22 protein-coding genes and 1 pseudogene are annotated in these 25,886 nt (G+C 66.9%); 14 read left to right on the top strand and 9 right to left on the bottom strand.

Annotated features, from left to right (window positions below; all coding sequences use genetic code 11):
• Positions 1-19: 19 nt before the first annotated feature.
• The 4 genes from QPK32_RS20285 to QPK32_RS20270 are packed head-to-tail and all read right to left on the bottom strand — an operon-like array spanning position 20 to position 5,270.
• Complete coding sequence (locus tag QPK32_RS20285) at positions 20-304, bottom strand: formate dehydrogenase subunit delta (protein ID WP_290414609.1); 285 nt, start codon at positions 302-304, stop codon at positions 20-22.
• Between the two features lie 10 nt (positions 305-314).
• Positions 315-3,173: a formate dehydrogenase subunit alpha gene (gene fdhF / locus QPK32_RS20280; RefSeq protein ID WP_290414608.1), complete on the bottom strand. Its 2,859-nt coding sequence runs from the start codon at positions 3,171-3,173 to the stop codon at positions 315-317.
• A gap of 10 nt (positions 3,174-3,183) precedes the next feature.
• Positions 3,184-4,743 carry an NADH-quinone oxidoreductase subunit NuoF gene (locus QPK32_RS20275; RefSeq protein ID WP_290414607.1) on the bottom strand — a complete coding sequence of 520 codons (1,560 nt, stop codon included), beginning with the start codon at positions 4,741-4,743 and terminating at the stop codon, positions 3,184-3,186.
• Positions 4,740-5,270, bottom strand: a complete 531-nt coding sequence (locus tag QPK32_RS20270; RefSeq protein WP_290414606.1) for a formate dehydrogenase subunit gamma — start codon at positions 5,268-5,270, stop codon at positions 4,740-4,742. Before QPK32_RS20270 ends, QPK32_RS20275 begins: the two co-directional genes overlap by 4 nt.
• Positions 5,271-5,384: 114 nt before the next feature.
• Here QPK32_RS20270 and QPK32_RS20265 point away from each other — a divergent pair, with 114 nt between their 5' ends.
• On the top strand, positions 5,385-6,440 hold the full coding sequence (locus QPK32_RS20265) for a substrate-binding domain-containing protein (protein ID WP_290414605.1): 1,056 nt from the start codon (positions 5,385-5,387) through the stop codon (positions 6,438-6,440).
• 123 nt (positions 6,441-6,563) lie between these two features.
• On the top strand, positions 6,564-7,811 hold the full coding sequence (gene frc / locus QPK32_RS20260) for a formyl-CoA transferase (RefSeq protein WP_290414604.1): 1,248 nt from the start codon (positions 6,564-6,566) through the stop codon (positions 7,809-7,811).
• Positions 7,812-7,859: 48 nt separating this feature from the next.
• Here frc (QPK32_RS20260) and QPK32_RS20255 read toward each other — a convergent pair whose 3' ends face one another.
• Complete coding sequence (locus tag QPK32_RS20255; protein ID WP_290414603.1) at positions 7,860-8,774, bottom strand: LysR family transcriptional regulator; 915 nt, start codon at positions 8,772-8,774, stop codon at positions 7,860-7,862.
• Positions 8,775-8,925: 151 nt separating this feature from the next.
• Between QPK32_RS20255 and gcl the strand changes: the two genes are divergently transcribed.
• From gcl to QPK32_RS20235, 4 genes and pseudogenes are all read left to right on the top strand, one after another.
• Positions 8,926-10,668 carry a glyoxylate carboligase gene (gcl, locus tag QPK32_RS20250; RefSeq protein ID WP_290414602.1) on the top strand — a complete coding sequence of 581 codons (1,743 nt, stop codon included), beginning with the start codon at positions 8,926-8,928 and terminating at the stop codon, positions 10,666-10,668.
• A 10-nt stretch (positions 10,669-10,678) separates the two neighbouring features.
• A complete protein-coding gene (gene hyi / locus QPK32_RS20245; RefSeq protein WP_290414601.1) occupies positions 10,679-11,488 on the top strand; it encodes a hydroxypyruvate isomerase in 810 nt (269 codons plus the stop codon).
• Positions 11,489-11,503: 15 nt separating this feature from the next.
• Positions 11,504-12,424: pseudogene (locus QPK32_RS20240) on the top strand (2-hydroxy-3-oxopropionate reductase); the annotation flags it as partial.
• 10 nt (positions 12,425-12,434) lie between these two features.
• Positions 12,435-13,367, top strand: a complete 933-nt coding sequence (locus QPK32_RS20235) for a histone deacetylase family protein (RefSeq protein ID WP_290414600.1) — start codon at positions 12,435-12,437, stop codon at positions 13,365-13,367.
• A gap of 37 nt (positions 13,368-13,404) precedes the next feature.
• On the opposite strand, the gene QPK32_RS20230 is transcribed toward QPK32_RS20235, so the two are convergent.
• Complete coding sequence (locus QPK32_RS20230) at positions 13,405-14,331, bottom strand: LysR family transcriptional regulator (RefSeq protein WP_290414599.1); 927 nt, start codon at positions 14,329-14,331, stop codon at positions 13,405-13,407.
• 123 nt (positions 14,332-14,454) lie between these two features.
• Between QPK32_RS20230 and QPK32_RS20225 the strand changes: the two genes are divergently transcribed.
• From QPK32_RS20225 to QPK32_RS20210, 4 genes are all read left to right on the top strand, one after another.
• Entirely contained in the window at positions 14,455-14,790 is a 336-nt protein-coding gene (locus tag QPK32_RS20225) for a hypothetical protein (RefSeq protein ID WP_290414598.1), read from the top strand.
• Positions 14,791-15,130: 340 nt separating this feature from the next.
• Positions 15,131-16,486: an oxalate/formate MFS antiporter gene (oxlT, locus tag QPK32_RS20220; RefSeq protein ID WP_290414597.1), complete on the top strand. Its 1,356-nt coding sequence runs from the start codon at positions 15,131-15,133 to the stop codon at positions 16,484-16,486.
• Between the two features lie 79 nt (positions 16,487-16,565).
• Entirely contained in the window at positions 16,566-17,333 is a 768-nt protein-coding gene (locus QPK32_RS20215) for a fumarylacetoacetate hydrolase family protein (protein ID WP_290414596.1), read from the top strand.
• 17 nt (positions 17,334-17,350) lie between these two features.
• The gene (locus QPK32_RS20210; RefSeq protein WP_290414595.1) at positions 17,351-18,367 is read left to right on the top strand and encodes a 2-dehydropantoate 2-reductase; all 1,017 of its coding nucleotides are present in this window, start codon (positions 17,351-17,353) and stop codon (positions 18,365-18,367) included.
• A 100-nt stretch (positions 18,368-18,467) separates the two neighbouring features.
• Here the strand turns inward: QPK32_RS20210 and QPK32_RS20205 are convergent, their stop codons facing one another.
• Complete coding sequence (locus QPK32_RS20205; protein ID WP_290414594.1) at positions 18,468-18,605, bottom strand: hypothetical protein; 138 nt, start codon at positions 18,603-18,605, stop codon at positions 18,468-18,470.
• Between the two features lie 188 nt (positions 18,606-18,793).
• Positions 18,794-19,402: a Crp/Fnr family transcriptional regulator gene (locus QPK32_RS20200; protein ID WP_290414593.1), complete on the bottom strand. Its 609-nt coding sequence runs from the start codon at positions 19,400-19,402 to the stop codon at positions 18,794-18,796.
• A gap of 193 nt (positions 19,403-19,595) precedes the next feature.
• Between QPK32_RS20200 and oxc the strand changes: the two genes are divergently transcribed.
• From oxc to QPK32_RS20180, 4 genes are all read left to right on the top strand, one after another.
• The gene (gene oxc / locus QPK32_RS20195; protein WP_290414592.1) at positions 19,596-21,299 is read left to right on the top strand and encodes an oxalyl-CoA decarboxylase; all 1,704 of its coding nucleotides are present in this window, start codon (positions 19,596-19,598) and stop codon (positions 21,297-21,299) included.
• 114 nt (positions 21,300-21,413) lie between these two features.
• Complete coding sequence (frc, locus tag QPK32_RS20190; RefSeq protein ID WP_290414591.1) at positions 21,414-22,664, top strand: formyl-CoA transferase; 1,251 nt, start codon at positions 21,414-21,416, stop codon at positions 22,662-22,664.
• Positions 22,665-22,745: 81 nt separating this feature from the next.
• Positions 22,746-23,174, top strand: coding sequence for a PAS domain-containing protein (locus QPK32_RS20185; RefSeq protein WP_290414590.1), 429 nt, complete (start codon positions 22,746-22,748; stop codon positions 23,172-23,174).
• Between the two features lie 76 nt (positions 23,175-23,250).
• Positions 23,251-25,197 (top strand): helicase-related protein, encoded by a 1,947-nt coding sequence (locus QPK32_RS20180; RefSeq protein ID WP_290414589.1) that lies wholly within the window; start codon positions 23,251-23,253, stop codon positions 25,195-25,197.
• On the opposite strand, the gene QPK32_RS20175 is transcribed toward QPK32_RS20180, so the two are convergent.
• Positions 25,166-25,870: an MgtC/SapB family protein gene (locus QPK32_RS20175; protein ID WP_290414588.1), complete on the bottom strand. Its 705-nt coding sequence runs from the start codon at positions 25,868-25,870 to the stop codon at positions 25,166-25,168. The genes QPK32_RS20180 and QPK32_RS20175 overlap by 32 nt on opposite strands.
• Between the last annotated feature and the right edge of the window lie 16 nt (positions 25,871-25,886).

Here is a 25,886-nt window from a genome sequence, read left to right as displayed (position 1 = left end):
TCACATGCCCACCATTTTTTCATCCGGCATCCCCTCCCGTATCCTCGTCTTTCGGCACCGAGGTATTCTCCGCGACCGGCAGTTCGTGCAGCCCGCGCTGCACCGCGATCGCCGACAGCACGATCGGATCGAGCCCGAGCCCGCGCGTGCTGTCCACATGCTCGTACAGCTTCACGCGCATGCGCGGCGCCCAGTAGCGTTCCAGGTGGGTGGCGATGCCCGCATGCGCTTCCTCGCGGTCCGGGAAGGACGCGAAGAAGGTGCCGATCTGGTTGGCCATCGTGACCAGGTGGTCGATATTCATCGTCGTCCTTTCACGCCGTGACGTTGGCATCGGCCAGCTGCAGCTGGGTGTCGTTGAAGCGCCGGTACTGCTGCTGCCATTCGGACGGCTGCTGCACCGGCATCACCTGCACCGCCGTCACCTTGTACTCGGGGCAGTTGGTGGCCCAGTCCGAATTCTCCGTCGTGATCACGTTGGCGCCCGATTCCGGGAAGTGGAAGGTCGTGTAGACGACGCCCGGCTGCATCCGTTCCGTGACGAGCGCGCGCAGCACCGTGGCGCCGGCGCGGCTTTCGATGCCGACCCAGTCGTCTTCCTTGATGCCGCGCTCCTGCGCATCGTGCGGATGGATCTCGAGGCGGTCCTCCGCATGCCAGCGCACGTTCTCCGTGCGCCGCGTCTGCGCCCCCACGTTGTACTGCGACAGGATGCGGCCCGTGGTCAGGATCAACGGATACTTGCGCGTCACCTTTTCCGACGTGCCCACGTACTGGGTGATGATGAAGCGGCCCTTGCCGCGCACGAATGCGTCGATGTGCATCGTCGGCGTGCCTTCCGGTGCGGCGTCGTTGCAGGGCCACTGGATGCTGCCCAGTTCATCGAGCCGCCGGTAGCTGACGCCAGCGAAGGTGGGCGTCAGAAGGGCGATCTCGTCCATGATCTGGGACGGATGCGTGTAGTGCATCGGGTAGCCCAGGCGGTTCGACAGCGCCACCGTCACTTCCCAGTCGGCATAGCCGGCGCGCGGCGGCATCACCTTGCGCACGCGCGAGATGCGCCGCTCGGCATTGGTGAAGGTGCCGTCCTTTTCCAGGAACGAGGAGCCGGGCAGCAGCACATGGGCGAACTTGGCCGTCTCGTTCAGGAAGATGTCCTGCACCACCACGCATTCCATCGCCTGCAGGGCGGCCGTCACGTGCTGCGTGTTCGGGTCGGACTGCACGATGTCTTCGCCCTGGCAGTACAGGCCCAGGAAGCTGCCGTCCAGCGCGGCCTCGAACATGTTCGGGATGCGCAGGCCCGGTTCCGCCTGCAGGGGCACGCCCCAGGCCTGCTCGAACAGGCCGCGCACGGTGCCGTCGGACACGTGGCGGTAGCCCGGCAGCTCGTGCGGAAAGGAGCCGATATCGCACGAGCCCTGCACGTTGTTCTGGCCGCGCAGCGGGTTCACGCCCACGCCTTCGCGTCCCACGTTCCCCGTCGCCATCGCCAGGTTGGCGATGGCCATCACCGCAGTGGAACCCTGCGCATGTTCCGTGACGCCCAGGCCGTAGAAGATCGCGGCATTGCCACCCGTCGCGTACAGGCGCGCCGCTTCGCGCACCAGCCGCGCCGGCACGCCGGTGACGTCCTCGGTCGCTTCCGGCGATTGTTCCGGCCGCGCGACGAAATCGCGCCATTGAGCAAACGCCCGTTCCTCGCAGCGTTCGGCGATGAAGCGTTCCGCCAGCAAGCCTTCCGTGACGATCACGTGGGCCAGCGCGGACAGCAGCGCCACGTTGGTGCCGGGCCGCAGCTGCAGGTGGACGTCGGCGCGCACGTGCGGCGACTTGATCAGGTCGATGCGGCGCGGGTCGACGACGATCAGCTTCGCGCCCTGGCGCAATCGTTTCTTCATGCGCGAACCGAACACGGGGTGGCCGTCGGTGGGGTTGGCGCCGATGACCATCACCACGTCGCAGTGCTCGATCGACTTGAAGCTCTGCGTGCCGGCCGATTCGCCCAGCGTCTGCTTCAGGCCGTAGCCGGTGGGCGAGTGGCACACGCGGGCGCAGGTGTCGACGTTGTTGTTGCCGAACGCGGCGCGCACGAGTTTCTGCACCAGGTAGCCTTCCTCGTTGGTGCAGCGCGAGGAGACGATGCCGCCGATGGCGTCGCGGCCGTACTTCGCCTGGATGCGCTTGAACTCGGAGGCGGCGTAGTCGAGCGCCTCGTCCCAGCTGACCTCCTTCCACGGGTCCGTGATCTTCGCGCGGATCATGGGCTTCAGGATGCGGTCCTTGTGCGTGGCATAGCCCCAGGCGAAGCGGCCCTTCACGCAGGCATGGCCTTCATTGGCCTTGCCGTCCTTGGCGGGCACCATGCGCACCACTTCGCTGCCCTTCATTTCCGCCGTCAGCGAGCAACCGACGCCGCAATAGGCGCAGGTGGTCGTCACCTTGTGCTCGGCCTGGCCCAGCATGATGACGGTCTTTTCCTGCAGCGTGGCGGTCGGGCAGGCCTGCACGCAGGCGCCGCAGGACACGCATTCCGATTCCATGAACGGTTGGTTCTGGCCGGCCGAGACGCGCGAGTCGAAGCCGCGCCCGGAAATCGTCAGTGCGAACGTGCCCTGCGTTTCCTCGCAGGCGCGCACGCAGCGGTTGCACACGATGCACTTCGAGGAATCGAAGGTGAAGTAGGGGTTCGATTCGTCCTTCGCGAGCTTCAGGTGGTTCTCGCCCTCGTAGCCGTAGCGTACTTCGCGCAGGCCCGTCACGCCGGCCATGTCCTGCAACTCGCAATTGCCGTTCGCCGGGCAGGTCAGGCAGTCGAGCGGGTGGTCGGAGATGTACAGCTCCATCACCCCCTTGCGCAGCTGCTGCAGCTTGGGCGATTGCGTGCGCACGACCATGCCTTGTTCGGCCGGCGTCGTGCAGGAGGCGGGATAGCCGCGCCGGCCCTCGATCTCGACGAGGCACAGGCGGCAGGAGCCGAACGGTTCCAGGCTGTCGGTGGCGCACAGCTTCGGGATGTTGATGTCCGAGAGGGCGGCGGCGCGCATCACGGATGTACCCAGCGGGACGGTCACCTGGCGGTCGTCGATGGTGAGCGTGACGAATTCGGTGGCGGCTTCCACGAACGCGGGCGGCGGCGTGCCCAGGTCGCGGGTCAGTATGGTTTCGATCATCGTCGTCTCCTCAGGCGGCTTGCTGGTCTGCGCCAGGCTGGCCGAAGTCTTGGGGGAAGTGGTTCAGCGCGGACAGGACCGGGTACGGTGTCATGCCGCCCATCGCGCACAGCGAACCGTTCAGCATCGTGTCGCACAAGTCGCGCAGCAGCACGACCTGTTGCGCGCGCTGGTGGCCGGCGCGGATCTTGTCGATGACTTCCACGCCGCGCGTGGAACCGATGCGGCAAGGCGTGCACTTGCCGCAGGATTCGGCGGCGCAGAATTCCATCGCGTAGCGCGCCAGCTGCGCCAGATCCGCGCTGTCGTCGTGCACGACGATGCCGCCGTGGCCCAGCACCGCCCACAGCGCGGCGAACGCTTCGTAGTCGAGCGGCGTGTCCCACTGCGATTCCGGCAGGTAGGCGCCGAGCGGACCGCCCACCTGCACGGCCTTGATGGGACGGCCCGAGGCGCTGCCGCCGCCGAAGTGGTACAGGATCTCGCGCAGCGTGACACCGAACGCCAGCTCGATCAGGCCGCCGTGCTTGATGTTCCCGGCCAGCTGCACGGGCAGCGTGCCGCGCGAGCGGCCCATGCCGTAGTCCTGGTAGTACTGGGCGCCCTTGTCGAGGATCAGGGGCACGGCGGCCAGCGACAGCACGTTGTTGATCACGGTGGGCTTGCCGAACAGGCCGGCCAGCGCGGGCAGCGGCGGCTTGGCGCGCACGATGCCGCGTTTTCCCTCCAGGCTTTCCAGCAGCGCCGTCTCCTCGCCGCAGATGTAGGCGCCGGCGCCCTTGCGCACCTCGAGCTCGAAGGTGCGGCCCGTGCTGAGCAGGCTGCGGCCCAGGAAACCCGCCTGGCGTGCCTTGTCGATGGCCGCTTCCAGGCGCGCCATCGCATGCGGGTATTCGCTGCGCACGTAGATGTAGCCGCGCGTGGCGCCCACGGCGATGCCGGCGATCGTCATGCCCTCGACCAGCATGTACGGATCGCTCTCCATCACGATGCGGTCGGCGAAGGTGCCGGAATCGCCCTCGTCGGCATTGCAGACGATGTATTTTTCCGTGCCCGGAGCCTTGAGCACCGTGTTCCACTTGATCCCCGTGGGGAAGGCGGCGCCGCCGCGTCCGCGCAGGCCGGAGCTGGTGACGGCGGCCACGATCTCGGACGGCGCCATCAGCAAGGCGTTGCGCAGGCCGCGAAAGCCGCCGTGGGCTTCGTAGTCGTCCAGCGACAGCGGGTCGGTGATGCCGATGCGGGAAAACGTCAGGCGCTGCTGGCGCGCCAGGTAGGGGATGTCTTCGACGAGGCCGAGGCACAGCGGATGGTCGCCCACGCCCGTGTGGAAGCCGGCGTCGAACAGGGCGGGCACGTCGGCGGCATCGAGGGGACCGAAGCCGATGCGGCCGGCCGGCGTGTCGATCTCGACCAGCGGTTCCAGCCACAGCAGGCCGCGCGTGCCGTTGCGGACGATCTCGACGTCGACGCCGCGCCGCGCCGCCTCGGCCGCGACGGTGGCGGCGACGTCGTCGGCACCGACCGCCAGCGCGGCGGAATCGCAGGGAACGTAGATGCGCGTGCTCATGCGGCCTCCGTGGCGGCTTGGGTGGTGGATTGGGTGCCGGCGTCCGCGACCAGCCGGTCGAAGCGCGCCGGCGTCACGCGGGCGAAGGGCACGCCGTTGATGCTCATGGCGGGCGAGCTGGCGCACAGGCCCAGGCAGTACACGGGCTCCAGCGCGAAGGCGCCGTCGGCGCTGTGTTCGTGCAGGCCGCAACCGAGCGCCTGCTGCGCATGCGCCAGCAGGCGGTCGGCGCCCATGCTCTGGCAGGCTTCGGCGCGGCACAGCTGCACCGTGCGGCGCGCCGGCGCGCTGCTCCTGAAGTGGTGGTAGAACGTGATCACGCCGTGGACTTCGGCGCGCGACAGGTTGAAGTGTTCGGCGATGGCCGGCACGGCATCGGGCGGAACGAAGCCGATGCGGTCCTGCAGCGCGTGCAGCACGGGCAGCAGCTGGTCCTGGCGCGTGTCGTGCTCGTCGAGGATGGCGGCGAGGTGACTGGTGATATCGATGGTGAAACCGCCGGCGGCGGGGGCAGGCTGTGCGTTCATCGTGTCTCCTTTGAAGCCCGCTCATGTTCGGTCGAACATATGCCGGCCCGGTTTGGTGTTATAAATCCAGCCTAGCACCCGCAAAATGTTGAATCAATAGGAAATGATTTGCATATGCTGAAGGTCGATATCCGCCCCGACTGGATCCTGCGCGATGCCCGCGGCACGCCCGTCGCCCTGCCTGCGCTCCTGGCCTTGCTGACGGCCGTGAGCGAGACCGGCAGCATCAGCAAGGCCGCGGCGGCCTGCGGCATGTCCTACCGCCACGCCTGGGGTTTGCTGGAGCAGTTCGGCGAGCAGTTCGGCGCGCGCCTGGTGCACAAGGTGCGCGGCCAGGGCACGCTGCTGTCGCCGCTGGCGGAAAAACTGATCTGGGCCGACCGCCGCATCAGCGCCCGCCTGAGTCCCCTGCTGGACAGCCTGGCGTCCGAACTGCAGCAGGAACTGGCGCGTGTGCTGGCCGCCGATGCCCAGGTGCTGCGCCTGACCGCCTCGCACGGCTTCGCGGTGGCGGCCCTCGTCACGCAGCTGGGCGAGGGCGGCGTCACGGTCGACATCAAGTACCGCAGCAGCACGGAAGCCGTGGCGGCGCTGGCCAGGGGCGAGTGCGACCTGGCCGGCTTCCACCTGCCCGTCGGCCAGTTCGAACCGGCTGCCGTCGCCGCGCATCGCCAGTGGCTGGACCCGGCGCGCCACGCCTTCCTGCACTTGGCCTGCCGCCAGCAGGGCCTGTTCGTCGGAAGGGGCAATCCGAAGGGGGTAGCGGGGCTGGACGACCTCGTGCGTCCCGACCTGCGCTTCGTCAACCGCCAGCATGGTTCCGGCACCCGCGTGCTGCTGGAACTGCTGCTGGCCGACCGCGCGCTCGACCCATCGCGCATCGCCGGCTTCGACAGCGCCGAATTCACGCATGCGGCGGTGGCGGCCTACGTGGCGAGTGGCATGGCCGACGTCAGCTTCGGCGTGGAGACGGCGGCGCGGCGCTTCGACCTCGACTTCATCCCCGTCTGCCGCGAACGCTACTTCCTCGCCTGCGACAAGACGGCCCTGGCCACGCCGCTGCTGGCCGCCGTGCGCGCGGCGCTGGAGAGCGCCGCCTTCCGCACCGTGCTGGACGGCTTGCCCGGCTACGACGGCAGCGCGTCCGGCGCGCTGGAAACCCTGTTCTGATCTGATCCGCATTTTGTAAATCTTGATCGCGGTCAAGTGGTGATTCGTGATTGTTTCGATAAGATGGCCCGGCACCGGCGCGCCCCGCTGCCGAGTACGCATAAAACATCCGAGGAGACGGGCATGAGCAAGGCACTGGAAGGCGTTCGCGTTCTCGATTTCACCCACGTCCAGTCGGGCCCCACGTGTACCCAGCTGCTGGCCTGGTTCGGCGCCGACGTCATCAAGGTCGAGCGCGCCGGCGAGGGCGACGCCACGCGCGCCCAACTGCGCGACATTCCCGGCGTGGACAGCCTGTACTTCACGATGCTCAACCACAACAAGCGCTCGATCACGCTCGACGCCAAGCACCCGGCCGGCAAGGAGGTGCTGGAGACGCTGATCCGCGACTGCGACGTGCTGGTCGAGAACTTCGCGCCGGGCGCGCTGGACCGCATGGGCTTTACCTGGGAGCGCATCCAGCAGCTGAACCCGCGCATGATCGTCGCCTCCGTGAAGGGTTTCGGCCCCGGCCCCTACGAACACTGCAAGGTGTACGAGAACGTCGCCCAGTGCACGGGCGGCTCCGCCTCCACCACCGGCTTCGACGACGGCCCGCCCGTGGTGACGGGCGCCCAGATCGGCGACAGCGGCAGCGGCCTGCATCTCGCCCTGGGCATCGTTACCGCGCTGTACCAGCGCACGAGCACGGGCCGCGGCCAGCGCGTGCTGACGGCGATGCAGGATGCCGTGCTGAACCTGTGCCGCGTCAAGCTGCGCGACCAGCAGCGCCTCGAACGCACGGGCGTGATGGAGGAATATCCACAATACCCGGAAGGCAGCTTCGGCACGTCCGTGCCGCGCGCCGGCAACGCGTCCGGCGGCGGCCAGCCGGGCTGGATCCTCAAGTGCCGGGGCTGGGAAGACGATCCCAACGCCTACATCTATTTCATCGCGCAGGCGGCCGTGTGGCCGGCGATCTGCAAGGTGATCGGGCGCGAGGAGTGGATTGCGCACCCGGACTTCGCCACGCCGCGCGCGCGCCTGCCGCGCCTGATGGAGATCTTCGCCACGGTCGAGGAGTGGACGAAGCAGCACACCAAGTTCGACGTGATGGATGTGCTGAACCAGTACGACATCCCTTGCGGCCCGATCCTGTCGATGAAGGAGATCGCCGAGGAACCGTCGCTGCGCGCCACCGGCACCATCGTCGAGGTCGAGCATCCGGAACGGGGCAGCTATCTCACGGTGGGCAATCCGATCAAGCTGTCCGACAGCCCGACCGAGGTGCGCCGCTCGCCGCTGCTGGGAGAACACACGGACGAGGTGCTGTCGCAGCTGGGCTATACGCCGCTGCAGATCGCGGCGCTGCGCGCCGAGCGGGTGATTTGACGTTCGGTGGGCACGTGGTGCCTGCGCCGGCCGCGCCCATCCTACGGACTAAGGGGTGCTTCGAGTCCAGTACCCCGGCTGCGCATAGGTCGCCTTCAAGGTATCGATGAAGGCGCGCACGCGCGCCGGCAGGTGCCGCTGCTGCATGTAGACGGCCATGATGTCGTAGTCGGGCAGCGCGTAGTCGTCCAGCACCGTCATCAATTCCCCTGCCGCCAGCTGGGCCTGGATCTCCCAGGTCGAGCGCCATGCCAGGCCCAGTCCCTCGCTTACCCAGCGGTGCAGCAGTTCGCCGTCGTTGCAATCGAGGTTGCCGCCGACCTTGATGGTGACGGGCTTGCCGTCCTTTTGAAAATACCAGCCGCGCTGCTGTCCGCCCTGCAGGTTGAAGGCGAGGCAGTTGTGCTGCGCCAGGTCGTCCAGCGTGCGCGGGACGCCGCAGCGCGCGAAGTAGGCGGGCGTGCCGCACACGACGCGGCGGTTCGACGCGAGGCGTACCGCGACGGAACTCGGATCGAGCGCGCCGCCGATGCGGATGCCGAGCTCGTAGCCTTCGCGCACGAGGTCCACGACCTGGTCGGTGAGGTTGAACGAGATGCGCACCTTCGGATGCGCGGCCAGGAAGGGCGGCGCATGCGGCGCCACGTGCAGCCGCCCGAATGCGGCCGGTGCCGACACGATCAGGTGGCCGCTCGCCTCGCCGCGTCCTTCGGAGACGATGGTCTCGGCCAGGTCCAGGTCCGACAGCAGCTTGCGGCAATGTTCCAGGAATAGCGTTCCCGCTTCCGTCAGCGTGAGGTGGCGCGTGGTCCGGTGCAGCAGCTTCACGCCCAGCCTGCGCTCCAGCGCGTCGATGCGGCGTCCCAGCATCACGGGCGTGACGTGCTGGGCCAGCGCCGCGCGCGCCAGGCTGCCTTGGTCGACGGCGTCGACGAAGGCGGTCATCTCCTTGATCTTGTCCATAGGCGCCTGTCTCAGTGGAACCGTCCCGATGAGTGCCCAGTATTCCATACCCCAGGTATCGAATACACGGATTTTTTGTGGCCTTATCAAACGCGCCGCCCCGTCCTAGCATGGGCTCATCGATTCGCACAACCATCCCGCCGGAGGAATGATGGCCAAGATGACCGCAGCAGAAGCAGCAGTGCTGGTGATGGAAAAGGAAGGCGTGCACGTGGCGTTCGGCGTGCCGGGCGCGGCGATCAATCCGCTGTACGCCGCGTTGCGCAAGCGCGACAGCATCCGCCACATCCTGGCCCGCCACGTCGAGGGCGCCTCGCACATGGCGGAAGGATTCACGCGCGCCGCCGCCGGGAATATCGGCGTGTGCATCGGCACGTCGGGCCCGGCCGGCACCGACATGATCACGGGCCTGTACGCGGCGCAGGCCGACTCGGTGCCGATCCTGTGCATCACGGGCCAGGCGCCGCGCGCCCGCCTGTACAAGGAAGACTTCCAGGCCGTCGACATCGAGTCGATCGCGCGGCCCGTGACCAAGTGGGCCGTCACCGTGCGCGAGCCGGCGCTGGTGCCGCAGGTGTTTCAGCAGGCGTTCTACCTGATGCGCTCGAGCCGGCCCGGCCCCGTGCTGATCGACCTGCCGCTGGACGTGCAGCTGGCGCAGATCGAGTTCGACGCCGAGACCTATGCTCCGCTGCCGGCCTATAAACCGGCGGCGACGCGCGCCCAAATCGAGAAGGCGCTGCGGATGATGAACGAGTCGGCCCGGCCCGTGCTGACGGCGGGCGGCGGCATCATCAATGCCGACGCGTCCGCGCTGCTGGTCGAATTCGCGGAGCTCACCGGCGTGCCCGTGATCCCGACGCTGATGGGATGGGGAACCATCCCCGACGACCATCCGCAGATGGCCGGCATGGCGGGCCTGCAGACGAGCCACCGCTACGGCAATGCGACGCTGCTGGCGTCCGACTTCGTGCTGGGCATCGGCAACCGCTGGGCCAACCGCCACACGGGCAGCGTCGACGTGTTCACGAAGGACCGGAAATTCGTCCACATCGACATCGAGCCCACGCAGATCGGTCGCGTGTTCGGCCCGGACTTCGGCATCGTGTCCGATGCGAAGGCGGCGCTGGCCCTGCTGCTGGAAGTGGCGCGCGAATGGAAGGCGGACGGGCGCCTGGCCGACCGTTCCGACTGGCTGCACGCCTGCCAGGAGCGCAAGCGCACGCTGCTGCGCAGGAGCGACTACGAGAGCGTGCCCGTGCACCCCTTGCGCGTGTACCACGAGATGAACGCCTACTTCGGGCGCGACGTGCGCTACGTGGCGTCGATCGGCCTGTCCCAGATCGCGGCCGCGCAGTTCCTGCGCGTGCACCATCCGCGCCACTGGATCAACTGCGGCCAGGCGGGCCCGCTGGGCTGGACGATTCCCGCCGCGCTGGGCGTGCGCGTGGCCGACCCGGATGCGGACATCGTCGCCATCTCCGGCGACTACGATTTCCAGTTCCTGATCGAGGAGCTCGCCGTGGCCGCGCAGTTCAAGCTGCCCTATATCCACGTGCTGGTGAATAACGCCTACCTTGGCCTGATCCGCCAGGCGCAGCGCGGCTTCGAGATGGATTATTGCGTGCAGCTGTCGTTCGAGAACGTCAACGCGCCCGAGCTGGAGGGATACGGCGTCGACCACGTGGCCGTCGTCGAAGGACTGGGTTGCAAGGCGATCCGCGTGTTCCGGCCCGACGACATCGTGCCCGCCTTCGAGCGTGCCCGCGAACTGATGCGCCAGTATCAGGTGCCCGTGGTGGTCGAGGTCATCCTCGAGCGGGTGACGAACATCGCGATGGGCACGGAGATCGACGCGCTCAACGAATTCAACGACGTGCTGACCGTGGAATGAGGACGACGACATGAAACTGGCCGCCAACCTGACGATGCTGTTTACCGAATTCGATTTCCTCGACCGTTTCGAGAAGGCCGCGCAAGCGGGCTTCGGGGGTGTCGAGTTCCTGTTCCCCTACGCCTACCCGGCCGCGCAGATCGCCGAGCGGCTCGATGCGCACGGCCTGGAGCTGGTGCTGCACAACCTGCCGGCCGGCGACTGGGCCGGCGGCGAGCGCGGCATCGCTTGCCACCCGGGCCGGCGCGGCGAGTTCGAGCAGGGCGTGGCGAGCGCGATCGCCTATGCCAAGGCGCTGGGCGTAAAGCAGCTGAACTGCCTGGCCGGCATCGTGCCGCCGGGCGTCGAGCGGGCCCGGGCCCACGACGTGCTGGTGGCGAACCTGGCGTTCGCGGCGCGCCGTCTGAAGGACGAGGGCATCGCGCTGCTGGTCGAGCCGATCAACACCTTCGACATCCCCGGCTTCTTCCTGCACGGCACGCGCCAGGCGCTGGACCTGATCGCCGAGACGGGATCGGACAACCTGTTCCTGCAGTACGACATCTACCACATGCAGCGCATGGAGGGAGAACTGGCCGCCACCATGTCCGCCAACCTGCCGATGATCCGCCACATCCAGCTGGCCGACAACCCGGGCCGCAACGAACCCGGCACCGGGGAGATCAATTACCGCTACCTGTTCGACCGCCTGGACCGCCTCGGCTACACGGGCTGGATCGGTTGCGAATACAAGCCGCGCACCACGACCTACGACGGCCTGGACTGGCTGGCCCGGCACGGCGCCCTGACCAGTCATGGCGAAGCGAGCGTTGCGCATTAATCCTGGCGCAGTAATTCTCGACAAGAAAAGGAGACCATCATGACCAAAGTAGGATTCATCGGCCTGGGCATCATGGGCGGCCCCATGGCCGGCCACCTGCAGGCGGGCGGCTGCAAGCTGTACCTGCACGACGTGAAGAACCCGCCGCTGGCGCTGGTGGAGGGCGGCGCCACCGTGTGCACGAATGCGGGCGAGGTCGCCAAGCGCGCCGACATCGTCATCGTCATGGTGCCGGACACGCCGCAGGTGGAGGAGGTGCTGTTCGGCGAGAACGGTGTCGCCGCGGCGCTCAGCCCCGGCAAGATCGTCGTCGACATGAGTTCGATTTCTCCGCTGGCGACCAAGGAATTCGCCAAGCGGATCAACAAGCGCGACTGCGACTATCTCGATGCGCCCGTGTCGGGCGGCGAAGTGGGCGCCAAGGCGGCCACGCTGACGATCATGGCGGGCGGATCGCAGGAAGCGTTCGAGCGGGTGCTGCCGCTGTTCCGGATGATGGGCAAGAACATCACGCTGGTGGGCGGCAACGGCGACGGCCAGACGGCCAAGGTGGCGAACCAGATCATCGTCGCGCTGACGATCCAGGCGGTGTCGGAGGCGTTGCTGTTCGCGTCGAAGGCGGGCGCCGACCCGGCCAGGGTGCGCGAGGCGCTGATGGGCGGCTTCGCCGCGTCGCGCATCCTCGAGGTGCATGGCGAGCGCATGGTCAAGCGCACGTTCGCACCGGGCTTTCGCATTGCGCTGCACCAGAAGGACCTGAACCTGGCGCTGCAGGGCGCGAAGAGCCTGGGCGTATCGCTGCCGAATACGGCCGTCGTCCAGGAGCTGATGAATTCCTGCGCCGCGCACGGGCTCGCGCAACTGGATCATTCCGCGCTGTGCCAGGCGATCGAGCGCATGTCCAACCACCCGATCGCGGCCGGCGCGGTGGACTGAAGCGATCGCCATGGGAACGCTGGTACTGTCCCACCCGGCGTGCTTCGAGCACCGGCCGGGTCCTTCCCACCCCGAGTCGCCGCAGCGCCTGCATGCCGTGCTGGCGGCGCTGCGCGGGCCCGGATTCGAGCAGCTGCAGTGGCGCCAGGCGCCGCCGGGCACGCGCGAACAGCTGCTGCGCGTGCACGACGCCGCCTATGTCGACGAGATCGCCGCACTGGCGCCGCAAGCCGGCCTCGTCATGCTGGATGGCGGGGACACGATGATGTCGCCCGGTTCGTGGGAGGCCGTGATGGCGTGCGTGGGCGCCGCCTGCGCTGGCGTGGACGCCGTGCTGGCCGGCGAGGCGCGCAATGTCTTCTGCGCCACGCGTCCCTGCGGCCACCATGCGGAGCCTGGGCGGGCGATGGGGTTCTGCATCTTCAACCAGGTCGCCGTCGCCGCCCTGCACGCGCTGGAAGGGCACGGCCTGGCGCGCGTCGCCGTCGTCGACTTCGATGTCCATCATGGCAACGGCACGCAGGCGGCCTTCCATCACCGCCCCGAACTGTTCTTCGGCTCGACCCACCAGTCGCCGCTGTATCCGGGCACCGGCGCGGCGACGGAACGGGGCAGCGGCGGCAACATCGTCAACGTGCCCTTGCCGCCCGGCTGCGCATCGGCCCTGTTCCGCGCGCGCGTGGAGGAGGCGCTGCTGCCCGCGCTGCATGCGTTCGGCCCCGAACTGATCCTGGTGTCGGCCGGCTTCGATGCGCACCGTCTCGATCCGCTGGCGCAGATGGCGCTGGAAGACGAGGACTTCCGCTGGATTACCGAACGCGTGATGGCGGTCGCCGACGCGGCCTGCGGCGGCCGCATCGTTTCGGTGCTGGAAGGCGGCTACAGCGGCGCCGGGCTGGCCGGCGGCTGCGCGGCCCACGTGAAGGCGCTGATGGCCCATTGATGCCGCCCTGGCGATGGGCGCCTGCCGCAGCGCGCCGTCAGTGGTGGGCCGAGGGAATCAGCGCAGCGATGCGCTGCGCGCCTTCCTCCATCAGGAAGGCATGGAAGGCACGCGCCACCGGCGGCAGGCGTTTCTCGCGGCGGTGCACCACGTACCAGTGCAGCATCAGCGGAAAACCGTCCACCGGCAGCACCACCAGGCTGCCGTCCGCCAGTTCGCGGCCGATCGTGTGCGCCGACAGGAAACCCAGGCCGATGCCGGCGATGACGGCCTGCTTGATCGTCTCCGTGCTGCGGATCGCCATCGCCACGCGGATGCCGTCCATGTGCGCGCCGAAGGCGTCCTCCATCGACTGCCAGGTATCCGAACCGCGCTCGCGCACCACGAAAGGGTGGCGCAGCAATTCCTCCATGCCGATGCGCGCGCGTCCCGCCAGCGGGTGGTCCGGCGCGGACACGATCACGTAGGGGTGCGGCGCGAAAGCCTCGCTGTGCATGTCCTCCTGCGCGGGCGGACGCACCATCACGGCCAGGTCCGTGCGGTTCTCCGCGATCTGGCCGAGCAGCTCCTCGCGGTTGTGCACGGACAGGTTCAGCTGCACGCCGGGATGGCGGCGCGCGAACGCCACCATCAGCTGCGGGAAAAAATAATCGCCGGCGCTGATCACGGCCACGTTCAGCTGGCCGCCGGCGATGCCGCGGTGCTGCGCCATCGCCGTGTCGGCCTCGTGGAACTGCTGGATGATCGCGCGCGAGAACTGCAGCAGTTCCGTGCCCGCCTGCGTCAGGTAGGTCTTCTTCCCGAGTTGTTCGAACAGCGCCAGCCCCACATGGCCTTCGAGCGTGCGGATCTGGGTCGAGACGGCCGGCTGCGTGAGGTGCAGTTCTGCTGCAGCGCGGGAGAAACTGAGGTGGCGAGCAACTGCCTCGAAGACTTTTAGCTGGCGCAGCGTGGCGTTCTTCATCACGGCTCCGATGTATCAGCGATCCCTAATGATTATCCCTAAAAACTTTAAATTTTTCTAATCATTTAAATCCCCTAGTATCGATGTGCAGTCCGTTGAACACACGACCGGAGAGAGAGTGCCATGACGAACTTGATCGACAGCGGTAACGACATCCATGCAGGATCCGATGCGCAGCTGCGCCGCAACGCCTACAACGCCGCCTTCCACGAACTGGGACTGAACTGGTTCTGGGATGCGGCCTTCGAACTGCCGTGCGCGGACGGAGAACGCGACTGCGTGCGCGACTACCTGGCGCAGCACCAGTCCCACCTGCTCAAGGCCTACGACGCCGAGTTCCTCGTCGACGCGATCCTCGCGGCCAAGGAACGCTGCGTGCCGCAATTGACGGCGCCCGGTTGCAATCCGGCGGCCGCGATCGACTGGCGCGCGCTGCGCCAGCACCAGGTCGGGGTCTGAACGTCGCGGGCCGGGACCAGATTTTCGAAACTTAACCGCGGTCAAGGATATGCGAAAACCGTTCTTCCACAATCGGCCCATCTGTTGAACTTTCCATAAGCGGCGCCAGGCCGGACCCGACCGGCGGCGCGAAAAAAAACGGTTCCAGAATCCTTCGGTAGCTTTCGTGAACCCCTATCTGGAGACAAGGTCATGAGCAACCCAGCGCACCGCCATGCCAGTGCCCCCCGCCTTCATGCAGCCGATCCGCCCGGTGCGCACGACCGCCGGGTACGACGTGGAGACCGTACCTGAAGCGACACCTTCCAGCGCATAAAAACCAAAGCACAGGAGACATCGCATGAAAACCGAGACACTGGCAGTCGAAAGACCAGCATCGTTCCGCTGGATCCAACTCGTCATGGGCATCGTCTGCATGGCCATGATCGCCAACCTGCAGTACGGCTGGACCCTGTTCGTCAATCCGCTGTCGGAAGCCCACGGCTGGTCCAAGGCGGCCATCCAGGTGGCGTTCACCATCTTCATCCTCACCGAGACGTGGCTGGTGCCGATCGAAGGCTGGGCCGTCGACAAATGGGGGCCGCGCCCCGTGGTGCTGTTCGGCGGCCTGCTGTGCGCGATCGGCTGGGTGATGAATTCGTTCGCTTCCACGCTGTTCGTGCTGTACGTCGCCGCGGCCATCAGCGGCATCGGCGCAGGTGCGGTCTACGGCACCTGCGTGGGATCGGCACTGAAATGGTTCCCCGACCGGCGCGGCCTGGCCGCCGGCCTGACGGCTGCGGGCTTCGGTGCCGGCTCGGCCGCCACCATCATCCCGATCTCGAAGATGATCGAAAGCAGCGGCTATGCCGATACCTTCCTCTACTTCGGCATCGGCCAGGGCGCGATCGTGATGCTGCTGGCCGCCATGATGGTGCGGCCGCCGCACCAGGCCGCCAAGTCGGCCAAGAAGAAGAACCCGAACGTGCTGCAGACCACGGCCGATTTCACGCCGTCGCAGATGGTGCGCAAACCCGTATTCTGGGTCATGTACGTGATGTTCGTGCTGGTCGCCGCCGGCGGCCTGATGGCTACCGCGCAGATGGGCCCGATCGCCAAGGACTTCGAGATCGATGGCGTCCGCTTCAACGTCATGGGCATGGTGCTGCCGGCGCTGACCTTCGCACTGGCCATCGACCGCGTGCTGAACGGCTTGACGCGGCCGTTCTTCGGCTGGGTATCGGACCAGATCGGCCGCGAGAAGACGATGTTCATCGCCTTCGCGCTGGAATCGGTCGGCATCATCGCGCTGTACTACTTCGGCCGCGACCCGATCATGTTCGTCATCCTGACCGGCCTCGTGTTCTTTGCCTGGGGCGAGATCTACAGCCTGTTCCCGGCCACGACGGCGGATACCTTCGGCACCCGCAACGCCGCCGGCAACGCGGGCCTGATGTACACGGCGAAGGGCACGGCCTCGATCTTCGTGCCGATCTCCAGCCTGATCATGGCCGCCAGCGGCAGCTGGGAATCCGTGTTCTTCATCGGCTGCGGCATGAACGCGGTGGCGGCGATCATGGCATGGTGGGTACTCCGGCCGATGCGCAAGCGCTTCATCGAGGAGTCCAGCGGCATCGTCAGCGCCGCCGAGGGCGACTACGTGCCCGGTACCAGCAGCCCTGCCGGCGGTACCGCGGCAGCCCGGGCAAGCAACTGAAGGCGATACGCCTGGCGCGTGCGGCGTCCCGCCGCACGCGTATCACACGGAACGACGATCCTCCTGAAAGAGGCTTCCCATGATCCAGCGCTGGATACGCTTCCTGCATCTCGACACGGTGCGCTTCGGCACGCTCGATGGCGACAAGATCCGGGTCTTCAAGGGCGACATGTTCGACGGCCCGAGCCGCACCGACATCGCGATCAACCTGGCCGACGTCACCGTGCTCACGCCCGTCGTTCCCGGCAAGGTGCTGGCGATGTGGAATAATTTTCATGCGCTGGGCAAGAAGCTCGGCCTGGCGCCGCCGCCCGAACCCCTGTACCTGATGAAGCCGCCGACGTCCTTCCTGGCGCCGGGCGGCACGATCCGCAAGCCGCGGACCGATGCCAAGGTGGCCTTCGAGGGCGAACTGGCGATCGTGATCGGCAGCACCTGCAGCGGCGTGACGGTGGAAAGCGCGCCCGACCATATCTTCGGCTATACCTGCGCGAACGACGTGACGGTGGGCGAGATCATCCAGCGCGATCCGACCTTCCCGCAATGGGTGCGCGCCAAGGGCTTCGATACCTTCTGCCCGTTCGGGCCCGTGATCGCCACCGGGCTGAATCCGGCGATGCTGGTCGTGCGCACCATCCTCAACGGCGAGGTACGCCAGGACTATCCGGTCAACGACATGGTGTTCAGCGTGGCCGAACTGGTCAGCATGATTTCGCAGGACATGACATTGGAGCCGGGCGACCTCCTGCTGTGCGGGACGTCGGTCGGCGTGGGCTCGATGCGCCCGGGCAGCACGATCGAGGTGGAGATCGACGGCATCGGCACGCTCACCAACCGTTTCGAGTAACCATCAAGGGGTGTGTCATGAAGATCGCAGTGATCGGGGCGGGCGCCATAGGCGGACTCGTCGGGGCGAGGCTCGCGCTGGCAGGGCAGACGGTGACCTTCGTCGTGCGCGGGGCGAACCTGCAAGCCATCCGCGCGCACGGCATCCGGCTCGTGGAGACGGATGGAACGGAACGCGTGGCGGCGCAAGTGCAGGCCACGGACGACTACGATGCCGCAGGGGTGCAGGACGTGGTGGTGCTGGCCGTGAAGGCGCACCAGGTCGGGGACGTGGCAGCGCGCGTGGGCAAGCTGTTCGGGCCGGACACGGTCGTGGTGACGATGCAGAACGGGATTCCGTTCTGGTACTTCCACCGCCACGGCGGCGAGTACGAGGGACGCAGCGTGCACAGCGTGGACCCGGGCGGCGACCTGGCGCGCCTGATCCCGCCGGAGCGCGTGCTCGGTTGCGTCGTCTATCCGGCGGCGGAATTGCTCGCGCCCGGCGTCATCCGCCATATCGAGGGCAACCGCTTTCCGTTGGGCGAGCTCGACGGCAGCACGAGCGAACGGATCGTGCGCGTCACGGCGGCGTTCGAGGCGGCTGGCTTCAAGTCGCCGATCCTGGACGACATCCGCGCCGAGATCTGGCTGAAGCTGTGGGGCAACCTGTCGTTCAACCCGATCAGCGCGCTGGCGCATTCGACGCTGGTCGACATCTGCCAGCACCCGCTCGCGCGCGACCTGGCGGCCGACATGATGCGCGAGGCCGAAAGCGTGGCGGCGCGGCTGGGCATTTCCTTCCGCGTCAGCCTGGAGCGGCGCATCGCAGGGGCCGAGAAGATCGGCAAGCACAAGACGTCGATGCTGCAGGATGTGGAAGCGGGCCGCGGGCCGGAAATCGATGCCCTGGTGGGCTCGGTGATCGAGCTGGCGCGCATGACCGGCACGCCCACCCCGCATATCGATTCGGCCTATGCGCTGGTGAAATTGCTTGAACAGACAATGGTGGAAGCACGCGGCGGCGTGCGCCTGCAGAAGGCGGTGACCGCGTAAAAAGAACGCACCGGCGGGGGGATCCCGGCCGGTGCGTCGGACGTGCGGGCGGCGCTTGCGGGAACCTCGTCGTGCGGCTCCCGGAAGACAAGCCGCGGAATTACAGGCCCCAGGTGTGGGCGCCGTCGTCGCGGTTGGCTGCGCTCAGCTTGTCGCGCAGGTTCAGCTGGAACAGGGCGGCGATCAGTGCTGCGAAGGAGAAAGATGCGCCGTTTTGTTGCGTTGCGGTGTCGCTCATGCCATTCATGGTTGCCACTCCTTATTCAAGGTCGAAAAGATGTATGCCTTTGATTGTAAAGGCAGACTGTCCATCGTCCAATTGAACGGCGTGATACGGGACATTCCACGCATGAATGTCTAGCTATGAAAAAGCGCCCAAAAAAGAGGCAGAAAAAATCTGTGGCGGCGCTGCAAAAAACGTTGTTTTCAGATCTTTCCCTGGTGTTTCAGGCGGCTCAGGGTTTCGGGAGACAGGTTCAGGTAGGCCGCCAGTTCCTTCTTCGGCAGGCGCTCGAACAACTCGGGCTGCTTGCGCATGAAGCGGTGCACGCGGCCCGGCGCGTCGAGCAGGTGCAAGGTGATCGTGTGCGCCATGATGCCGCTCATCAGGCTCATCACTTCGAACTCGAACGCTTCCTTCACGAGGCTGTGGCTCTGCAGGAAATCGACCCATTGCGTCAGCGGCATGCTGGCCACGCGCGCCTTCGTCACGCACACGATGCTGTAGGGCGTCGGTGTCTTGAGGCGCCAGGCGGCGTAGCTGGTCTCGATGTCGCGTTCCGACGAGAAGCGCAGGATCATTTCCTTCGCCTCGTGGTTGGTGACCTGGCGCTTCAGGATGCCGTCGAGGATGAAGTACTGCTCCATCTCGTAGACCCCCTGGTTCAGCAGCAGGTCGCCCTTCTGGTGGTTGGTGATGGTGAGATAGGGTTCGAGCGCGGCCATTTCGCTGTCGCGCAACTCCTTGAGTACGACGTTCTGCTTCAACTGCACGCGAATGATGTTTCGTTCCGGGTGATTGGCAATGAGGGTCATGGCGGCCGGTCGATGGTCGGAGTCTCTACATCATCTGGCGAATCTTGACCGGGGTCAATGATTGAAATCAGGCGTGCTGGCTATGATGATTTCCAGGGCGAGACGGCTGGTCAGGTCGCCTGCACCGACAACGAGGAGCTTCGACGCACCGCAGCAAGCATGCGGCGACGGCGGCTCATAACCGGAGACAACCATGACACACAACGTATCGGTAGAAGTCACCGATGGCTTCCACCTGGTGATCGACGCCCTGAAGGAAAACGACATCGACACGATCTTCGGCCTGGTCGGGATCCCGATCACGGACCTGGCCCGCCTGGCGCAGGCGGAAGGCATGCGCTTCATCGGTTTCCGCCACGAGCAGAACGCGGGTAACGCCGCCGCCATCGCCGGCTTCATGACGCAAAAGCCGGGCATCTGCCTGACCGTGTCGGCGCCCGGTTTCCTGAATGGCCTGACGGCGCTGGCGAATGCCACCACCAACTGCTTCCCCATGATCCTGATTTCCGGCTCCAGCGAACGCGAGATCGTCGACCTGCAGCAGGGCGACTACGAAGAGATGGACCAGCTCAACGCCGCCAAGCCGTACGCGAAGGCGGCCTACCGCATCAACAAGGCCGAGGACATCGGCACCGGCGTGGCGCGCGCGATCCGCGCCGCCGTCTCGGGCCGCCCGGGCGGCGTCTACCTCGACCTGCCGGCCCAGCTGCTGGCGCAGACGATCGAGGCTGGCCACGGCAAGCGCTCGCTGGTGAAGGTCGTCGATCCGGTGCCGCGCCAGTTGCCGGCGCCGGACTCCGTGCAGCGCGCGCTGGACCTCATCAAGGGCGCGAAGAAGCCGCTGATCCTGCTGGGCAAGGGCGCCGCCTACGCCCAGGCCGATGCCGACATCCAGGCGCTGGTCGAACGCACCGGCATTCCCTACCTGCCGATGTCGATGGCCAAGGGCCTGCTGCCGGACACCCATGCGCAGTCGGCATCCGCGGCGCGCTCCTTCGTGCTGGCCGAGGCCGACGTCGTCGTGCTGATCGGCGCGCGCCTGAACTGGCTGCTGGCGCATGGCAAGGGCAAGACCTGGGGCAAGCCGAAGCAGTTCGTGCAGATCGACATCGCGCCGACGGAATTCGACAGCAACGTGCCGATCGCCGCGCCGCTGGCGGGCGACATCGGTTCCTGCGTGGCCGCGCTGCTGCAAGGGCTGGACGCCGCCGGCATCGAGCAGCCCGACGCGGAATGGCTCGGCGCCATCGCCCAGCGCAAGGAGCAGAACCAGGCCAAGATGGCCGCGCTGCTGGACAAGAATCCGGTGCCGATGAATTTCCACAGCGCGCTGCGCGCGATCCGAGACGTCCTGAAGGACCATCCGGACATCAACCTCGTCAACGAGGGCGCCAACACGCTGGACTATGCGCGCAGCATCATCGACCAGTACCAGCCGCGCAAGCGTTTCGATTCCGGCACCTGGGGCATCATGGGCATCGGCATGGGCTATGCCATCGGCGCGGCCGTCACCAGCGGCAAGCCGGTGGTGGCCGTGGAAGGCGACAGCGCCTTCGGCTTCTCCGGCATGGAGCTGGAAACCATCTGCCGCTACGAGTTGCCCGTGACGACGATCGTCTTCAACAACAACGGCGTGTACAAGGGCACCGACGTCAATCCCACCGGCGGCAAGGACGTGGCGCCCACCGTGTTCGTCAAGAACGCCCGCTACGACAAGATGATCGAGGCCTTCGGCGGCATCGGCTACCACGCGACCACGCCGGAAGAACTGGCCAGTGCGCTGCGCGAAGCCATCGCGGCCGGCAAGCCCGCCCTGATCAATGCCGTCATCGACGAGACGGCCGGCACCGAGAGCGGCCGCCTGACCAACCTGAATCCGCAGAGCGCCAAGAAGTAATCCCGAGCACCCAGCGACAGCAAGTACAGCAAGTACAGCAGGCCAGCGCCGGCGCCACGCACGCCGGCGCGCAGACCCGTCACGTTTGCAGACATCGACAAGGAGACAGGCATCATGAGCAAACCGTTGGAAGGCATCAAGATCATCGACTTCACGCACGTGCAGGCAGGTCCGGCCTGCACCCAGCTGCTGGCCTGGTACGGCGCCGACGTGATCAAGGTCGAGCGCCCCGGCGCCGGCGACGTCACCCGTTCGCAGCTGCGCGACATCCCGGGCGTGGACGCCCTGTATTTCACCATGTTGAACAGCAATAAGCGCTCGCTGACGCTGGACACCAAGACGCCGGAAGGCAAGGAAATCCTGACGAAGCTGATCAAGGAATCCGACGTGCTGGTGGAAAACTTCGGCCCCGGCGCGCTGGACCGCATGGGCTTTACCTGGGAGCACATCAAGGAACTGAATCCCGGCATGATCGTCGCGTCCGTGAAGGGCTTCAGCGACGGCCACCACTACGAAGACCTGAAGGTGTACGAGAACGTGGCGCAGTGCGCGGGCGGCGCGGCATCGACCACCGGCTTCGACGACGGTCCGCCGACCGTGTCCGCCGCCGCGCTGGGCGACAGCAACACCGGCATGCATCTCGCCATCGGCATCCTGACGGCGCTGCGCGCGCGCGACACGACCGGCAAGGGGCAGAAGGTCGCGGTGTCGATGCAGGACAGCGTGCTGAACCTGTGCCGCGTGAAGTTGCGCGACCAGCAGCGCCTGGACCGCGTGGGTTACCTGGAAGAGTATCCGCAATATCCGCACGGCAGCTTCTCGGACGTGGTGCCGCGCGGCGGCAACGCGGGCGGCGGCGGCCAGCCGGGCTGGGTCCTGAAATGCAAGGGCTGGGAGACGGATCCGAATGCCTACATCTATTTCACGATCCAGGGCCACGCGTGGGCGCCGATCTGCCGCGCCATCGGCAAGGAGGAATGGATCGACGATCCGGCCTACATGACGGCGCAGGCGCGCCAGGACAAGATCTTCGACATCTTCGGCACCATCGAGGAATGGCTGAAGGACAAGACCAAGTTCGAGGCCGTCGACGTGCTGCGCAAGTTCGACATCCCGTGCGCGCCGGTGCTGACGATGAAGGAGCTGGCGAACGACCCGTCGCTGCGCGCCAGCGGCACGATCGTCGAGGTCGACCACAAGGAGCGCGGCACCTACCTGACGGTGGGCAGCCCGATCAAGTTCTCGGACATGAAGCCGGAAATCAAGGCGTCACCGCTGCTGGGCGAGCATACCGACGAGATCCTGGAGAGCATGGGCTACAGCCAGCAGCAGATCAAGGACTTCCACGAACGGCGCGTGGTCTGATGCCCGCCGCTTGAGGTAACCGATGCGCACCCGATGCGCGCCCGCGGATGCCGGCGCGCATCGTCTTTTGCAGGAGGAGCCATGCAGCAGCTCGACTTTCAGCAACTGGCCCAGGCGTTGGGCGACGGCATCGTCGTCTGCGATGCCGCCGGCACGATCGTGTTCTGGAATGCGGCGGCCACGCGCATCTTCGGATTCACGGAAGACGATGCCGTCGGCCAGTCGCTCGACCTGATCATTCCCGAGCGCCAGCAGGGGCGCCACTGGGACGGTTACCACAAGACCATGGCGACCGGAGAAACGCGCTACGGCAGCGACGTCCTGCGCGTGCCCGCGCTGCACAAGGAAGGCAAGCCCTTGTCGATCGCCTTCACCGTGGCGCTGCTGCATGCGCCGGACGGCAAGGTGGCCGCCATCGCGGCCGTCGTGCGCGACGATACCGCGCGCTGGACCGAGGAGCGCGCGTTGCGCTCGCGCCTGCGCGAACTGGAGGCGGTGCCGACGCGCTAGGCATGCCGCCGGTGGCGCGTGCCGGGCCCGGGGCGTATCCGTTATAGTGCTGCCAACGAGATATCATTGGCATCACATGACCCAACACCGCAGCGACAACGATTCCGATACCAACCTGGGCGACGACGACGCCTTCCTCGAGCACGACTTGAACCTTGCCGCGCGCGGCATCGAACTGGTCAAGATGGAAGGCCGCGTCTTCCTGCGCTTCGGCGGCGCCGTGCGCGTCGACGGCCTGCACGTCGAGTACCGTCTGGTGCCGTCGCGCGGCGTGCTGGCCAAGCCGAGCAAGTGGCGCAAGATGGAGTTGTCCGCACGCCGCGAACTGATCGAGGAGCGCGCCAGCCGCGACGCGGCCGACGACCTGAACCAGGAGGTCGAGGAATTCGTGCGCGAGGTCGCCGATGCCTGCGAGGAAGCGGGCTTCGATCCGATGCTGTTCCTGCACGTGCTGGAAGAGCTGGAAACGTCCGAACCGGCCGAGTACGTGTTCGACCGCATCCGCCAGCGCCTGGAGCACGCCGTCGAGCGCGAACAGGAAGAGCGCCATGCGGCGCGCACCAAGGAAAGCATCAACCTGGCCGAGTACCCGGCCTCGTTCGAGGTCGCCAGCAAGATGGCGCGCCGCTTCGTCGCGCTGCTGGGCCCGACCAACTCCGGCAAGACCCACCGGGCGATGGAAGCGCTGGCCCAGGCCGGCAGCGGCGTCTACCTGGCGCCGCTGCGCCTGCTGGCGCTGGAAAACTACGAACGCCTGCAGGCCGTCCGGCGCGACGACGGCGAGCCGCTGGCCGTGAGCCTCGTCACGGGAGAAGAGCGGCGCCTGGCCGAGAACGCGACCCACGTCGTCAGCACGGTCGAGATGCTCGATACCCGCACGCGGGTCGAGGTTGCCGTCATCGACGAGATCCAGATGCTGGCCGACCGCGACCGCGGCGCCGCCTGGACCGCGGCCGTGTGCGGCGCGCCGGCCTCGACCGTGTACCTGGTCGGCGCTCCGGAAGCGCGCCGCGCGATCGAGGCGCTGGCCGAACGCCTCGAGTGCCCCCTCGAGGTGCACGTGCTGAAACGCAAGGCGCCGCTGTCGATGGAACCGTCGGCCGTGCGCCGGATCCGCAACCTGCGCCGCGGCGATGCCGTCATCGCGTTCTCGCGCCGCAACGTGCTGATGTGGCGCGACATGATCACGGAGCTGGGGCTGACGGTCGCCACCGTCTACGGCAATCTGTCTCCGGAAGTGCGGCGCGCCCAGGCGGAACGCTTCCGCGAGGGGCAGGCCGACATCGTCGTCGGCACCGATGCGATCGCCATGGGCTTGAACATGCCGATCCAGCGCATCGTGATGACGACGGCCGTCAAGTACAACGGTGTCGAGGAAGAAGAGATCTCGGCGGCGCTGGCCAAGCAGATCGCGGGACGCGCCGGCCGCTACGGCGTGCACGAGGAAGGTTTTGTCGCCGGCTACGACGACGACACGCACGAGATCGTGCGCTCGCTGATGAAGGAAAAGATCCCGCCCGTCAAGGCGAGCGGCTTCGCGGTGGCGCCGTCGATCGAGCAATTGCACCGCATCTCGGCGGTGACGGGCGAGACCTCGCTCGTGAAACTGCTGAAGCGCTTCGTGCACAATATCGACGTGCCGGACGGCTTTTTCTATCCGAAGATCACGGAGGAGCAGAACGAGCGCGCCGAATGGCTCGATACGCTCGACCTGAGCGTGGCCGAGAAATTCACGATGTCGCTGGTGCCGATCTCGACCAGGGTGCCGACGCTGGAAAGCGCCTGGTCGCACTGGGCGCAATCGCTGGCCAAGCGCAAGGTCTGCAAGCTGCAGCCCCATCCGCAGGAGCTGTTCTGGCAAAACCTGCAGGAAGTCGAGGATACCTGCCGCATGTATTCGGCCTATGCCTGGCTCGGCTACCGCATGCCGGAGTTCTTCCCCAGCAGCGCGCAAGCGCCAGTCGAAGAAGGAACGCGGGCGCTGGTGAGCCCTAGGCGCCGCGCTGTTCCGGCTGGCCCTTGACGTCCAGCTTGAGCACGCCGGGGATGCGCTGCAGGCGCTCGAGCATCACATTGAATTCCTGGGCCGACATGCGCGTAAAGGCGATCAGCACGTCGTCGATGTCGGCCGCTTCCTCGTTGTGCTGGACGACGAAGGTGCTGATGCGGCCCGTCACGTGGCCCAGCTCGCGCTGCAGCACGGGCAGCGTCACGCGGCCGCGCTCGGCGGAAATCAGCAGTTCGCGGCGCTGGCGCGTGGAGAAATACCAGCGTTCCAGCGGCTTGATGCCGGCCAGGATGAACAGGATGATCACCGTGGCCGCGACCGCCGCCACGTACAGGCCCCCGCCGACGGCCAGGCCGATCGCCGCCACCGTCCACAGGCTGGCGGCCGTCGTCAGGCCGCGCACGATTTCGCCGCGCAGCAGGATCGAGCCGGCGCCCAGGAAACCGATGCCCGAGACCACCTGGGCCGCGACGCGCGAGGGGTCGAGCGAGATGTGCTCGTGGCCCAGGACTTCCATGAAGCCGTAGGCGGAGACGATCATGAACAGGCAGGCGCCGACGGACACGAGCATGTGCGTGCGCAATCCGGCCGCCCAGGACAGGCGTTCGCGCTCGAAGCCGATCGCGCCGCCGAGCAGGGCCGCGAGGCCGAGGCGTGCAATGAATTCCAGCTGGGGCAGGTTGCTCATCGGCCCATGGTATCAC

The organism is Massilia sp. YIM B02763 (assembly GCF_030412015.1).
GTDB lineage: Bacteria > Pseudomonadota > Gammaproteobacteria > Burkholderiales > Burkholderiaceae_D > Telluria.
Note: the sequence above shows the minus strand (reverse complement) of the source record. Positions and strands in the feature narration are given on the sequence as shown.

Bases quoted from the DNA above. Each gene is read 5' to 3' on its own strand.
- QPK32_RS20235 (WP_290414600.1), top strand. From the start codon at position 12,435: ATGGGAACGCTGGTACTGTCCCACCCGGCGTGCTTCGAGCACCGGCCG.
- QPK32_RS20255 (WP_290414603.1), bottom strand. From the start codon at position 8,774: ATGGACAAGATCAAGGAGATGACCGCCTTCGTCGACGCCGTCGACCAA.
- QPK32_RS20225 (WP_290414598.1), top strand. From the start codon at position 14,455: ATGACGAACTTGATCGACAGCGGTAACGACATCCATGCAGGATCCGAT.
- QPK32_RS20215 (WP_290414596.1), top strand. From the start codon at position 16,566: ATGATCCAGCGCTGGATACGCTTCCTGCATCTCGACACGGTGCGCTTC.
- QPK32_RS20210 (WP_290414595.1), top strand. From the start codon at position 17,351: ATGAAGATCGCAGTGATCGGGGCGGGCGCCATAGGCGGACTCGTCGGG.
- QPK32_RS20185 (WP_290414590.1), top strand. From the start codon at position 22,746: ATGCAGCAGCTCGACTTTCAGCAACTGGCCCAGGCGTTGGGCGACGGC.
- QPK32_RS20275 (WP_290414607.1), bottom strand. From the start codon at position 4,743: ATGAGCACGCGCATCTACGTTCCCTGCGATTCCGCCGCGCTGGCGGTC.
- QPK32_RS20265 (WP_290414605.1), top strand. From the start codon at position 5,385: ATGCTGAAGGTCGATATCCGCCCCGACTGGATCCTGCGCGATGCCCGC.
- QPK32_RS20200 (WP_290414593.1), bottom strand. From the start codon at position 19,402: ATGACCCTCATTGCCAATCACCCGGAACGAAACATCATTCGCGTGCAG.
- QPK32_RS20205 (WP_290414594.1), bottom strand. From the start codon at position 18,605: ATGAGCGACACCGCAACGCAACAAAACGGCGCATCTTTCTCCTTCGCA.
- frc (WP_290414604.1), top strand. From the start codon at position 6,564: ATGAGCAAGGCACTGGAAGGCGTTCGCGTTCTCGATTTCACCCACGTC.
- hyi (WP_290414601.1), top strand. From the start codon at position 10,679: ATGAAACTGGCCGCCAACCTGACGATGCTGTTTACCGAATTCGATTTC.
- frc (WP_290414591.1), top strand. From the start codon at position 21,414: ATGAGCAAACCGTTGGAAGGCATCAAGATCATCGACTTCACGCACGTG.
- QPK32_RS20285 (WP_290414609.1), bottom strand. From the start codon at position 304: ATGAATATCGACCACCTGGTCACGATGGCCAACCAGATCGGCACCTTC.
- QPK32_RS20230 (WP_290414599.1), bottom strand. From the start codon at position 14,331: ATGAAGAACGCCACGCTGCGCCAGCTAAAAGTCTTCGAGGCAGTTGCT.
- QPK32_RS20175 (WP_290414588.1), bottom strand. From the start codon at position 25,870: ATGAGCAACCTGCCCCAGCTGGAATTCATTGCACGCCTCGGCCTCGCG.
- fdhF (WP_290414608.1), bottom strand. From the start codon at position 3,173: ATGATCGAAACCATACTGACCCGCGACCTGGGCACGCCGCCGCCCGCG.
- oxlT (WP_290414597.1), top strand. From the start codon at position 15,131: ATGAAAACCGAGACACTGGCAGTCGAAAGACCAGCATCGTTCCGCTGG.
- QPK32_RS20270 (WP_290414606.1), bottom strand. From the start codon at position 5,270: ATGAACGCACAGCCTGCCCCCGCCGCCGGCGGTTTCACCATCGATATC.
- oxc (WP_290414592.1), top strand. From the start codon at position 19,596: ATGACACACAACGTATCGGTAGAAGTCACCGATGGCTTCCACCTGGTG.
- gcl (WP_290414602.1), top strand. From the start codon at position 8,926: ATGGCCAAGATGACCGCAGCAGAAGCAGCAGTGCTGGTGATGGAAAAG.
- QPK32_RS20180 (WP_290414589.1), top strand. From the start codon at position 23,251: ATGACCCAACACCGCAGCGACAACGATTCCGATACCAACCTGGGCGAC.